The sequence below is a fragment of the Nonomuraea sp. bgisy101 genome (assembly GCF_057708945.1).
In genome coordinates this window covers 22,721-35,371 of record NZ_JBYITD010000045.1, presented here as the reverse complement: position 1 = coordinate 35,371, position 12,651 = coordinate 22,721, and the positions used below count along the sequence as shown (strand labels likewise).

Sequence of the window (12,651 nt, the reverse complement as noted above, 5' to 3'; positions counted from 1 at the left end):
TGTATATTGCCCGACATGGCACAGGTGAAGATCTACGGGCGGCGTGACGTGTGGGCGGGACGGCAGCGGGAGGTCTCGGACCTGCTGCACGAGTGCGTCACGAAGGCGTGGGGGCTGCCCGAGGGCAAGCGGTTCCACCGTTTCCTGCTGCTCGACGCCGACGACCTGATCTGCCCGCAGCGGGGTGAGGCCTACCTCATCGTCGAGATCGTCTGTTTCACCGGGCGCAGCGACGACGCCAAGCGGGCGCTGATCCGCGAGGTGTTCGCCAAGGCGCCGGCGCTCGGGATCCCCGCCGACGACCTGGAGCTAACGATCGTGGAGATGCCCGCTGTGAACTGGGGTATCAGGGGCGTTCCCGCCGACGAGCTGTCGCTGCCGTACAAAGTCGAGGTTTAGCCGCAGCACCAGGACCGCGGCCAGGACGGCGACGCCGCCCGCGAGCTGGCCTGGCGTGAGGCTCTCGCCGTACACGACGGACGTGGACGCGAGCGTGACCACCGGTTCCGCGCACGACAGGATGGCCGCGGTCGGCGCGCCGAGCAGCCGCACGCCCACGAACAGGGTCGCCATGGCCAGCACCGTCGAGACGAGGCCGAGCAGTCCCGTCCACATCCAGCCCTCGGCCGTGCCGGGCAGCTGGAAGCCTCCCGCGAAGCCCATGGTGATCGCGGCGGCGGTGCACACGATGGCCGACAGCAGGTAGACGTCCACGTCGGCGGGCAGGCCGTCGGCGACGGTGAGGTAGAGCGAGTAGGCGACGGCCGCGCCGAGAGCGAGCAGCACGCCCGTGGTCCCGCCTTCCGACACGCCGCCGAGGCCGAGCAGGAGCACCAGGCCTACGGCCGAGCACCCGAGGGCGGCGAGCTTGCGCCGGTCGAGCGACTCCCTGCGAAGGGCCACGGCCAGAGCGGTCACCAGGGCGGGGAAGGTGTAGAGCAGGAGCGCGGCCAGCGAGGCGTCGATCCTGGCGACGGCGCCGAAGTAGCACAGCGCCTGTACGGCGTAGCCGATGCCGCCGAGCCCCACGGCGGTGAGGAGCACTCTGCCCGTGGGGAGAGCGGGCCTGCGCCACGCGCACACGGCCCACAGCACGACGGCGGCGATGACGAACCTGCCGGTGAGCATCTCCGTCACGCTCACGCCCGACTGGTAGGCCCCCTTGGCGAAGATCGGCGACAGCCCGAACCCCGCGGCGGAGATCAGGCACCACAGCACTCCCATGGCGGGCAATCTAGGCAGTATCGAGCCATCGAGGTAGCCTTGATTTCCTTGGTGATCCAAAGGGAAAACCTCTATGACCTCGTTGCACCAGCTGCGCTGCTTCCTCGCCACCTTCGAGCACGGCTCGCTCACCGCGGCCGCCGCCTCCCTCGGCTACGCCCAGCCGTCCATCTCCGAGCAGGTGCGCCTGCTGGAGCAGCACCTCGACGTCACCCTGTTCCTCCGCGTCGGCAGGGGCGTCGTCCCCACGGAGGCCGCCTTCGCGCTCCGCCCGCACGCGCTGGCCGCCATCGCCGCGGTCGACGAGGCGGGCAGGGCGGTGGCAGCGGTCCGCGAGATGCTGACGGGCACGGTGCGCCTGGGACTGTTCGGGACGGCCCGTTTCTATCTGGGCGCCGACCTGGTGGCAGACGTCCTCGAGCGCCACCCCGGCGTCCGCGTCGAGCTGATCGGCCAGAACTCGGCCGAGGTGCTCGACCATGTCCGCAGGGGCAGGCTGGAGGCGGCGGTCGCGGCCGTGCCCGTCGCCGACGAGGGGCTGTCGGTGACGCCGGTGATGCGCGACGAGCTGGTCTACGTCAGCACCGAGCCGTCGGATCCCGTGACACCCGAGCAGCTGGCCACGCGCCCGCTCGTGCTGCCGAACGTCAGCTGGCGCGAGGAGGACGCCACCCGCCGCACGCTCACCAGCACCCTGCAGGCGGCGGGCCATGTGCTGCGGCCGAGGGTGGAGGTGGAGGATCCGGAGATGGCTCTGGAGATCGCGGCACGCGGCCTGGCCGCGACGGTGACGTGGCGGGGCGTGCTGCACAGGCTGGCCGACCGCATGCCGGGCAACCTGCGGTGGGCGCCGCTGGATCCGGCGCTGCACGACACGTTCGCGATCGTGCACGGTCCCGCCCTCTCCCCCGCCACACGCATGGTGCTGGAGCTGGCCTCGGCCAGGATGCGCGCGCTGGAGGCTCAGCTCCGCAGGTAGGCGAGGACGGCCAGCACCCTGCGGTGCCCGTCGGCGGCGGGCGGCAGGTCAAGCTTGGTGAAGATGTTGGCGATGTGCTTGGCCACGGCGGCGTCCGTGACGACCAGCTCGCGGGCGATGGCGGCGTTGGCGCGGCCTTCGGCGATCAGTCCGAGCACCTCCAGCTCTCTGGGCGTGAGGCGCCGGAGCGGGTCACGGCGGCTGCCGAGCAACTGCCTGACGACCTCGGAATCGACGACCATCTCGCCCCTGGCGACGCGCTCCAGCGCGTCGACGAACTCGGTCACCTCGCCGATCCTGTCCTTGAGCAGGTAGCCGACGCCTTCGCCCGCGTCCATGAGCTCGGCGGCGTAGGTCTGCTCGACGTACTGGCTGAGGACGAGCACGGGCAGGCCCTTCTCGCGCAGCTCCAGCGCCGCCCTGAGGCCCTCGTCGGTGAAGCCGGGCGGCATCCGCACGTCGGTGACGGCGACGTCGGGCCGGTGCTCGGCGACCGCCTCGAGCAGGGCGGCGGCGTCTCCGACCGCGGCCACCACCTCGTGCCCGAACCTCTCGAGCAGGCCGACCACGCCCTCGCGCAGCAGCACGGCGTCTTCGGCGATCACTACCCGCACGGGATCTCCACTCGCATCGTCGTCGGCCCGCCTGCCGGGCTGGACAGCGACAGTCTGCCGCCCACGACGGCGAGCCTGTCGGCCAGCCCCGTCAGCCCCGTGCCCTTGGCGGGGTCGGCGCCGCCCACCCCGTCGTCGCTGATCTCCATGACCAGTCCGTCGCGCACCCTGATCAGCACGGTGCGGGCCTGGCTGTGCTTGGCGACGTTGGCCAGCGCCTCGACGACGACGAAGTAGGCCGTCGCCTCGATCGGCTCGGGCAACCGCGCCAGGTCCGCCTCGACCTCCACAGGGACGGGCGAGCGGGAGGCCACCTCCCTGACGGCCGCCGCCAGCCCCCTGTCGGTCAGCACCCGCGGATGCACTCCCCTGATCAGCTCGCGCAGCTCGGTCAGCGCCTTCTTGGCCTCCTCGTGCGCCTGGGCCACCTGTTCCGCCGCGGTCGAGCCGTCCCGCAGGTCCAGCCTGGCCAGGCCGAGCCGCATCGACAGGGCGACCAGCCGCTGCTGCGCGCCGTCGTGCAGGTCCCGCTCGATCCTGCGCCGTTCCGCCTCGAACGCGTCGACCAGCCTGGCCCTGGAGGCCACGACCTCCTCCAGCCTGCGGGGCTCCAGGTGCGACCTGACCATCAGGACGCGCGCCCTGCCCCACATGATCAGGACGTGGATGCCGACGGGCACCAGCACGACCCCCGCGACGGACGCGACGATCGCGGGCCCCAGGTCCTCCTGTACGGCAGGCGAGACGATCAGGACGATCGGCCCTCCGACGGCGAACACCACCAGGATCAGGTCGATCCACCACAGCGCCACCAGCGAGACGAGCCCGAGCCCGAGCTCGCGCCGCCGGTTCCTGGCGACGGGCCCTGGGTCGGCCCACCGCAGCCGCCACAGCTCGAACCACGCCACCAGCGGCACGGCGGGCACCGCCAGCAGCACGGCGAACGGCGTCCCGAACGCCGCCACGGTGATCGCCACCGCGACCGCGCCGGGGATCACGCCCGCCAGGAGGTAAAGCAGAGCTCTCACCTCGGCATTGTGACCGCCTCGCCGTACCGGTGGAAAACCGTTCGACGGGGAAGGACGGGCGGCGGCAGGATGGGGGCACCACGAACCTCGGGAGGACCAGATGCGGCAGAGCCTCGCGGCAACCCAGCGTCCTGCCCTTCCTACCGAGGTTCCACGCATCCATGACCACCTTGAACATCGGCGTGCTCGCGCACGTCGACGCGGGTAAGACCAGCCTCACCGAACGACTGCTCTTCGATTCCGGCGCCATCCACAGGCTCGGCAGCGTCGACGGCGGAGACACCCAGACCGACACCGGCGCGATCGAGCGCCGCCGCGGCATCACCATCCGCTCGGCCGTCGCCTCCTTCACCATCGGCGACCTGCGAGTCAACCTCATCGACACCCCCGGACACGCCGACTTCGTCGCCGAAGTGGAGCGGGCGCTGGGCGTCCTCGACGGCGCGATCCTGGTCATCTCGGCCGTCGAGGGCGTCCAGGCGCAGACCAGGGTCCTGCTGAGGACGCTGAGGAAGATGCGGCTGCCCACGCTCCTGTTCGTCAACAAGATCGACAGGATGGGCGCGCTCCAGCGCGACATCCTCGCCGGTCTGCCCGCCGTCGCCGTCAACCGGGTGCGGCAGGGCCGTGTCGTGCCCGTCCCCATCGACGCCGAGGCGCTGGCCGACCACGACGACGCGCTGCTGGAGGCGCTCGTCGAGGGCCGGGCACCGAGTCACGGCGAGCTGCTCGAAGCGCTGGCCGCGCAGACTGCGGCCTGCCAGGTCTATCCGGTCTTCCACGGGTCGGCGATCGGCGGCGACGGCGTCGCGGAGCTCCTGGCCGGCATCCGCGACCTGCTGCCGGTGCCCGCGCCCCGGGACGAGGGACTGAAGGGCACGATCTTCGCGGTGGAGCGCGACCAGGCCGGGCGGAAGGTCGCCTACCTGCGCCTGTTCTCCGGCGAGGTGCGCCCGCGGCAGAAGCTGGACTCGGGCCAGATCACCGCGCTGCGCGTCGTCGGCGCGGCCGAGGAGGCCACGCTGACCCCCGGCAACATCGCCAGGCTCTGGGGCCTGCACAGCGCCAGGGTCGGCGACCGGCTGTCCGACGAGGGAAGCGCGACGCCTTCCTTCGCGCCGCCCAGCCTGGAGACCGTCGTGCGGCCGGCCGACCCTGCCGACGCCGCCCGCCTGCACGCGGCCCTGCTGTGGATGGCCGAGCAGGACCCGCTCATCAGCACCCGTGCCGTGCCGGGCGGCGGCTCGTCGGTGCAGCTCTATGGCGAGGTGCAGAAGGAGGTGCTGGCCGAGCGGCTGCGCGACGAGTTCGGCGTCGAGGCCGCCTTCTCCGACAGCACGCCCGTCTACCTCGAAAGGCCGGTCGGCGTCGGCGCCGACCGGTCGGAGATGAGCAGGGACAACGACCACCACTTCCAGGCCACCCTGGGCCTGCGTGTCGAGCCTGGCGACGGCTACACCTTCAGGCGCGAGGTGGAGCTGGGCTCGCTGCCGCACAGCTTCAACCAGGCGATCGAGGACACCGTCAGGGCCACGCTGCGCGAGGGCCTGCACGGCTGGCCAGTGATCGACTGCACGATCACGCTGACCAGGACGGGTTACGCCTCGCCGATCACCACCGCGGCCGATTTCCGCGGCCTGACCGCCATCGTGCTGAGATCGGCCCTGGCTCTGGCCGGCACCAGGGTGTTCGAGCCGTGCCACGCCTTCGAGGTGGAGTTGCCCGCCGAGGCGTTCGGCCAGGTCACCGCCAGGCTGACCGCGCTGGGGGCAGAACTGGCGGACGCCTCGCCCACGCTGGTGACGGGGTCGCTGCCCGCCCGCCTGGTGAACGAGGCGAAGCGGCACCTGCCTGGCCTGACGGGCGGCATGGGCGTGTGGTGGTCGAGGCCTTCCGGAGACCGCCCGATATCGGGAAGGGTTCCCCCAACTCGATTTTAGCCTCGCCTTCCCTATCGAATACGCGCAATTCCCTGATCGGGGCCGGTACCTACCGGCCCCGATCGGCTTCCCCATGCCATAAACGCGGAAGCGGTATTTCTACCCCCAACGCACTACCAACGAAATCTTGCCCATCAATCTGCCGTTTGACCTGCACGGCTTCGGAGTTCGTGATCGCCGGGAGGCTACGATCAGAATCTTTGTTAAGGGATTTCTAGCGTATTGCAGAGGCAAATATCAGCACTTCATCAATAGTAGGGACACGATAGGCAAAAGGGCCGCCGGTGAGCTTTAGCCGGATTAGGTCAGGCAATTGGCGCGTGCCCGACTTAGGTGATTAATTCCGGAGACATGATGGCTGTACCTGTTAGGGATAACCGCCCTGCCAGAGAGCGGGCGGGATCGGGCAACCGGAGGTCGAGGCGCTGGACTGCGGTCCAGCCGCTCGGTCTGATCGGCATGGACCTGGCGTGCATGACCTTCACCTCACTGATGGCGGGGCAGGAGGCCGCACGCGTCGCCCTCGCAGGGGTGCTGGTCGTGGCGGCGAACGCGGCAGGCCGCGGCTACGAGCAACGGATCCTGCCCTCGAGCCTCGACGGAGGGTTCTGGCTGGCCGGATCCGGACTCGTCGCGGCGCTCGCCGCCTATTGGGGAAGCGCCTCGCTGACGGTGGTCGTCCTGGCCTGCCTGCTGTTCACCTGCCTGGCCTTCAGTGGCAGATGCGCCTTCCACGCCGCCGTGCGCGGCGCGCGCAGGCGCGGCGCGACCACCGCTGCCGTGATCGTCGGCGCCGGCGGGCACGGGCAGCGCCTCGCTGTCACCCTGCTCGGCCACCCGGAGTACGGCCTGCTGCCGGTCGGCTTCGTCGACGAGGAGGACGAGCACGAGGCGCGGCTGCCGCTCCTCGGCCGGTCCGCCGACCTGCGCGACATCGTCCGGATGCACCGGACGCGCGCGGTGGTCATCACGGGCCAGCAGGACCAGGCCACGGCCCGGACGGCCAGGTCGCTGGGCTGCGATGTCTACCTGGCGCCTGAACCGGGCGACCTGTTCGTCGACTTCGTCCCACTGCGCGAGCACGTCAGGAGCTTCGCGCTCCTGCGCATGCGCCCCGACCCGCAGGACCGCCTGACCTGGCCGCTCAAGCGGGTCCTCGACATCGCCGTCGCGGTGGTGGGATTGGTGATCAGCGCGCCGATCCTGGCCCTGTGCGCGACGGTGGTGCGCTGGGAGATCGGCCCCGGCGTGCTGTTCAGGCAGCGCAGGGTCGGTTACGGCGGCGCACCGATCGAGCTGATCAAGCTGCGCACGCTCAAGCCTGTGGACGCCCACGAGTCGGCCACCCGCTGGAGCATCGCCCACGACCACCGGCTCGGTCCTGCGGGCAAGGCGCTGCGCAGGACCTCGCTCGACGAACTGCCCCAGCTCTGGAACGTGCTGAAGGGCGACATGAGCATCGTCGGCCCGAGACCGGAGCGCCCCTACTTCGTCGACCAGTTCTCCACCACCACGCCGCGCTACGAACTGCGGCACCGGGTGCCCGTGGGGATCACCGGCTGGGCCCAGATCAACGGGCTGCGCGGTGACACCTCGATCGAGGACAGGGCCCGCTTCGACAACCACTACATCGACGACTGGTCGCTCAGAACCGACTTCAAGATCCTGCTCAGGACCGCCTGGTCCCTGCTTCGCCCTGGTGGCAGTTAGGAATGCGCGATCTGCTTCCCTGGACCCTGATCCGCAGGCCGAGCACGCTGGCCGCGCTGACCGTCCTGCTGACCTGCGTCCCGCAGGACCAGGCCGACCAGACCTCGGCCGTCCACGTCACCATGGCCGACGTGGCGTCGGTCGTGCTGATCGCCGCCACGGCGGTCTTCCTCGTGACCGGGCGCGCGTCGCTGCCGCGTCGCGCCGTGGTGGTCGCGCCCTTGGTGATCGCGGCCACCATCGCGACGCTGGCCTCCCCCGACATGGGCACCAGCCTGCCCGGCCACATCAGGTATCTGCAGGTCTTCGTGCTCATCCCGCTGGCCGTCCTGGTGACGCTGCGCGAAAGGATCGACGCGTGGCTGGTGGGCGGCGCGCTGGTCGCAGCCGCCGCGGTACAGGGGGCGGTCGGCTGCTACCAGGTGTTCACGGGAACGGGCGCGTCCTACGGGGGCGAGCGGGTACGGGCCGTCGGCACGTTCGGCGCGCTCGACGTCATGGGCATGGCGACGGTCGTCAGCTTCGGCGCGATCATCCTGCTCGGCACCGGGCTGACCACGCGGGGCCGACCGAGGATCGCCGCCTTCACGGGCGCGGGCCTGCTGGCCGTCCCCCTGGTGCTGTCGCTGAGCCGCGGCACCTGGGTGGCGATGGCGTGCGCCGCGCTGGTCATGCTCGTCATGTACAGCATGCGCACCGCGGCCCGCGTGGTCATGGTGATGTCGGCGGTGGCGGTGCTGCTGGTGCTCGGCCTCGGCGTCGGCTCCGACACGATCGGGCAGCGGCTCGCGTCGATCACCTCCTCGGTCACCGAGCCCGACCGGTCGGTCAGTGACCGCTACGACCTGTGGCAGGCCGCCGAGGGGATGTGGGTGGACCACCCGCTGACCGGCGTGGGCCCGCGCAGGTTCGCCGCGCTGCGCGACAGCTACGCGCCCACGGGACTGTCGTCGGGCAGCGATACCGAAGACCCCGTCAACGGGTACCAGCGCCAGCCGCTGCTGTCGCCGCACAACATGTACCTTCTGGTGCTCAGCGAGCAGGGCGTGGTCGGGCTGGCCGCCTTCGCGTTCCTGTTCGGGGCGCTCGTGCTGTGGTCGGTCATCCGCAGGGGGCTGGTCATCACGGGGCTGCTGACCTGGGTGATCGTCGACTTCGCCTACGCCGACATCGGCGGCGCGCCGACGCTGGTCACAGCCACGGTGCTGGGTGTCGCGCTCTCCTGGTCCGCGGGCGGGTGGTCGTGATGACGACGACGCGCCCACCGGGGCTGAAGGCGGCGAGCCTCACCGCCGTCCTCGTCGGGCTCGGCTTCCTGCTCGGCTTCGGCCGCGACCTGCTGCTCGCCAGGACCTACGGCGCCGACTCCGGCACCGACGCCTTCCTCGTCGCGTGGATGGTGCCGGAGACGGCGGCGCCGCTGCTCATCGAGGGCGCCATGGCCTTCCTGATGGTCCCGCTGTTCAGCAGGGCGGCGGAGCTGGGCGACGACGTCAGGCATCTGGTCTCGGCGACCCTGCCGCACATGGGCGTGGCGCTGACGGCGCTGAGCGTGGTGACGGCGGCGGGCGCGCCTTGGCTGGTCGCCCTCCTGGCTCCTGGCATCGCGGACGCCGAGCTCGCGGTCCGCTGCATGCGGTTCACCGCCGTCACGATCCTGATGTTCGGGCTGGCCGGATACGCGAGCGCGGCGCTGCGCGCCAACCACGTGTTCGGACCACCCGCGACCGTCACCGTGGCCTACAACCTGGGCATCGTCACGTGCGTCTTGTGCTTCCACGATCTCGGCGTGGTCGCCGCGGCGGTGGGCGTGGCGATCGGCGGGGTGGGCATGGTGCTGGTCCAGATTCCCTCGTTCGTGCGCAGGCTCGGACGGCCCGGCAGGCCCACGTCCACGATGCTGCTGCCGCTCGGGGCGTTCGTCCCCATCGCGGCCTTCACCCTCGAACGCCAGGGACAGGTGTTCGTCGAGCGGTTCGTCGGATCGTCGCTCGCCGAAGGCTCCATCTCGCATCTCAACTACGCGCAGAAGATCGCCCAGGTGCCGATGATGCTGTCGCTGGTCGCCGCCACCGTGAGCTTCCCTCATCTGGTGCGCGCCATCGCGGCGGGAGACGGCGCCGCCGCGTCGCGGAGGCTGACCGACGACCTGCGGGCCGCCGCGACGATCGTGCTGCTGGCAACCGGTGTGCTGGTGGTCTGCGCGCCCGACATCGTGCGGCTGCTGCTGCAGTACGGCGCGTTCACCGACGCCGACACCACCGCCACCGCCCAGATCATGCGGATCTACTCGCTCGGCCTGCTCGGGCAGGCCGTCGTCGGCGTCGTGTGCAGGGTGTTCTTCTGCGGGTCGCGGCCGAGCTGGTACCCGGCCATGGCCATGGTCGCCGGCCTCGGTGCCACGGTCGCGCTGGCCCTGCCGTCGTCGGGTCCCTCGGGGATCGCGGCGGCCAACGCCGCGGGCATCACGCTGACGGCGGTGATCCTGCTGGCGGGGCTGCGCGGCTCCGACATCGGCATGCCGGTGCGCGAGATCGGCGGGCCGGCGGCCCGCCTGCTCCTGGCCGCGGTGGTCGCCACCGCGGCCGGATGGGGCGCACGTTCGCTCCTCGAAGGACTGCCATCGGCGGCGGCCCTCGTGCTCGCCGCGCTCGCGATGGCGGCGGCGTTCTGCGCCGTGACAGCACTCACGGGAACAGGGGATTTCAACAGGATGATCAGGATGCGAGGTCGCTCGTGACCGCCATGCCGCTTGTGCTCATGTATCACTCGGTGACCAAGTACGACAGCGACCCGCTGCTCGTCACCGTCTCACCCGACAGGTTCGCCGCCCAGATGCGCTGGCTGTCGGCGCGCGGGCTGCGCGGGGTCTCGATGCGGGACCTCATCGCCGCGCTGCGATCAGGAACGGCACGCCGCCTGGTCGGTCTCACCTTCGACGACGGCTACACGGACTTCGCCTCCGAGGTCGTCCCCGTCCTGCTCGACCACGGGTTCACGGCCACCGTGTACCCCGTCACGGGCGAGCTCGGCGGCTTCAACGCGTGGGACGCCGACGCCGGCTATCCCCGCAAACCGCTCATGGACGCCGACGACGTGCGCAGGATGGCCGACCTCGGCATGGAGGTCGGCTCGCACTCCGTCGCGCACCGCTCGCTGACCACTCTGGCCGACGAGGAGCTCGCGCACGAACTGGTGGCGAGCAAGGCGGCGCTGGAGGAGATCGTCGGCGGTGAGGTGACCGGCTTCTGCTACCCGTACGGTCACGCCGGCGCCCGCGAGGTGGCCGCCGTCCGCGAAGCGGGCTACCAGTACGCGTGCGCCATCTGGAAGTCCGAGCTCAGCAGCCTGCACGCGCTGCCGCGCACCTACGTCGGCGACCGCGACGGCTCGCTGCGGCTACACGCCAAGCGGCTGCGACACCGGATGCGGTGGGGGTCGTGAAGGTTCTCCACGTCATCACCGGGCTGGCCGCCGGAGGTGCCGAGCAGCAGTTGCGGGCGCTGCTGCCGTACATGAACGCGCGGTGCGAGGTCGCGGTGCTGACGGGGCTCGGCGTGATGGCGGAGGCCATCAGGAAGGCGGGCGTGCCGGTCCACCAGCTCGACATGCACGGCAACCGCGACGTGCGCGCGGTGGGGCGGCTGGCCAGGCTGATGCGGGCGGGCCGCTACGAGGTGGTGCACGCCCACCTGTACCGCGCCTGCGTCTACGGCAGGCTGGCCGCGCGGCTGGCCAACGTCCCCGCGATCGTGGCGACCGAGCACTCGATCGGGTACGAGCGCATCGAGGGACGGCGCATCACCATGGCGATCAGGCAGCTCTACCTGGCCAGCGAGCTGCTCGGCCACACCACCGTGGCGGTGTCCCGCGCCGTGGCCGACCGGCTGGTCGCGTGGGGGATCCCGCGCTCTCGCATCGTGGTCATCGCCAACGGCATCGACGGCGCCGCGTTCGGCTACGACCCGCGGCTGAGGCAGCGGACCCGCGCCGCGCTGGGCCTGCCGATGGACACGTTCGTGGTCGGCGGGGTCGGGCGTCTCGAGCATGGCAAGCGCTTCGACCTGCTCATCGAGGCCATGAAGAGCGCAGGGGACGCCGAGGACCCGCGCATGGTCCTGCTGCTGGTCGGCGCGGGATCGCTCAGGCGGCGGCTCGAGGCTCTCGCCCGCGCGATCGGGGTCGAGCGGCGAGTGATCTTCACCGGCGAGTCGGCCGACATGCGGGGCATGCTCTCGGCGATGGACGTGCTGGCCGCGCCCTCGGAGGAGGAGACGTTCGGCCTGGCCGCCGTCGAGGCGCTCGCGGCGGGCCTTCCCGTCCTCTACGGCACCTGCCCCGCCATCGACGACCTGCCCCGTGACGCCGCGCCGGGAGCGCGGCGCGTCACCCAGGGCGAGCTGGGCGCCGAGATCAGGGCGCTGGCCGCGGCGCGGCCCGCCAGGTTGGCGCCTCCTGGAGCCGTCCGGCTCTACGACATCCGACACCAGGTCGACCAACTGGAAGCGCTCTACCGGCGCCTGCTGGGCGCCACAGCGAACAAGGAGTAGCGATGACATGGAAGCAGCTTCGGGTGATGCGGTGGCTGGCGCGGTGGTGGCTGCCGCTGTCGCTGCTGCTCGGGGTGCAGGCGGGTCTCTTCTACTCCCTGGTCAAGGAACCCGTCTACAGCTCCGACACCTTCGTGGTGGTCGTGGCGGACGGGGACATGACCGAGGCGATGCACTACGCCCAGGCCTACAGCAGGATCGCCGTCCAACCCGGCCTCATCGTCGGCGACGAGGAGGCACGAAGGACGCTGAGCGCGTCCGCCTCGCCCGACGCGCCGCTCATCAAGCTCACCGCGCTGGCCCCTACCGCCCGTGAGGCGGCCGACCAGGCCAACCAGGCGGCCGCCGCGCTGATCATCTACGCCAACGGCCACTCGACCGACACCAAGGTGCGCATGACCAGCTTCGCCGCCGCCGCCCTGCCGACCTCGCCCTCGTCGCCCGTCCTGCTGGTCAACGTGACCGTCGGGGCGGCCGCTGCGGTGCTCGTCGCGGGTCTCGTCTACCTGGCCGCGCCGTACATGCTCGCCCGGCCCATGCCGGAGCAGGCCGCCGCGGTGAGCGAGCCGACGAAAACTCCTGCGATGAGCGGGGCGGAGACGTGAG

The 12,651-nt window shown here is 71.2% G+C and carries 11 protein-coding genes and 1 pseudogene; 9 read left to right on the top strand and 3 right to left on the bottom strand.

What is annotated here, in order from left to right; translation table 11 throughout:
* The first annotated feature begins 15 nt into the window (after positions 1-15).
* Positions 16-399: a tautomerase family protein gene (locus AC3EO4_RS48710; RefSeq protein WP_379572156.1), complete on the top strand. Its 384-nt coding sequence runs from the start codon at positions 16-18 to the stop codon at positions 397-399.
* Here the strand turns inward: AC3EO4_RS48710 and AC3EO4_RS48705 are convergent.
* Positions 310-1,224 carry a DMT family transporter gene (locus AC3EO4_RS48705; protein ID WP_431902853.1) on the bottom strand — a complete coding sequence of 305 codons (915 nt, stop codon included), beginning with the start codon at positions 1,222-1,224 and terminating at the stop codon, positions 310-312. The genes AC3EO4_RS48710 and AC3EO4_RS48705 overlap by 90 nt on opposite strands.
* A gap of 73 nt (positions 1,225-1,297) precedes the next feature.
* Between AC3EO4_RS48705 and AC3EO4_RS48700 the strand changes: the two genes are divergently transcribed.
* Complete coding sequence (locus tag AC3EO4_RS48700) at positions 1,298-2,203, top strand: LysR family transcriptional regulator (protein ID WP_379572152.1); 906 nt, start codon at positions 1,298-1,300, stop codon at positions 2,201-2,203.
* Here AC3EO4_RS48700 and AC3EO4_RS48695 read toward each other — a convergent pair.
* Together AC3EO4_RS48695 and AC3EO4_RS48690 are read right to left on the bottom strand one after the other, a co-directional pair.
* Entirely contained in the window at positions 2,188-2,817 is a 630-nt protein-coding gene (locus AC3EO4_RS48695; protein WP_379572150.1) for a response regulator, read from the bottom strand. The two genes, AC3EO4_RS48700 and AC3EO4_RS48695, sit on opposite strands and share 16 nt — an antisense overlap.
* Entirely contained in the window at positions 2,808-3,845 is a 1,038-nt protein-coding gene (locus tag AC3EO4_RS48690; RefSeq protein ID WP_431902851.1) for a sensor histidine kinase, read from the bottom strand. Before AC3EO4_RS48690 ends, AC3EO4_RS48695 begins: the two co-directional genes overlap by 10 nt.
* Positions 3,846-4,006: 161 nt before the next feature.
* Between AC3EO4_RS48690 and AC3EO4_RS48685 the strand changes: the two are divergent.
* From AC3EO4_RS48685 to AC3EO4_RS48655, 7 genes and pseudogenes are all read left to right on the top strand, one after another.
* Positions 4,007-5,770: pseudogene (locus AC3EO4_RS48685) on the top strand (GTP-binding protein); the annotation flags it as partial.
* Between the two features lie 489 nt (positions 5,771-6,259).
* Positions 6,260-7,495, top strand: coding sequence for a sugar transferase (locus AC3EO4_RS48680; protein ID WP_379572145.1), 1,236 nt, complete (start codon positions 6,260-6,262; stop codon positions 7,493-7,495).
* 2 nt (positions 7,496-7,497) lie between these two features.
* On the top strand, positions 7,498-8,742 hold the full coding sequence (locus AC3EO4_RS48675; RefSeq protein ID WP_379572143.1) for an O-antigen ligase family protein: 1,245 nt from the start codon (positions 7,498-7,500) through the stop codon (positions 8,740-8,742).
* A complete protein-coding gene (gene murJ, locus AC3EO4_RS48670; RefSeq protein ID WP_431902849.1) occupies positions 8,742-10,235 on the top strand; it encodes a murein biosynthesis integral membrane protein MurJ in 1,494 nt (497 codons plus the stop codon). Before AC3EO4_RS48675 ends, murJ begins: the two co-directional genes overlap by 1 nt.
* A gap of 5 nt (positions 10,236-10,240) precedes the next feature.
* Positions 10,241-10,939 carry a polysaccharide deacetylase family protein gene (locus tag AC3EO4_RS48665; protein WP_431902848.1) on the top strand — a complete coding sequence of 233 codons (699 nt, stop codon included), beginning with the start codon at positions 10,241-10,243 and terminating at the stop codon, positions 10,937-10,939.
* Positions 10,936-12,045, top strand: coding sequence for a glycosyltransferase (locus tag AC3EO4_RS48660; RefSeq protein ID WP_431902846.1), 1,110 nt, complete (start codon positions 10,936-10,938; stop codon positions 12,043-12,045). Before AC3EO4_RS48665 ends, AC3EO4_RS48660 begins: the two co-directional genes overlap by 4 nt.
* 2 nt (positions 12,046-12,047) lie before the next feature.
* Complete coding sequence (locus tag AC3EO4_RS48655) at positions 12,048-12,650, top strand: YveK family protein (protein ID WP_379572135.1); 603 nt, start codon at positions 12,048-12,050, stop codon at positions 12,648-12,650.
* The last annotated feature ends 1 nt before the right edge of the window (position 12,651 follow it).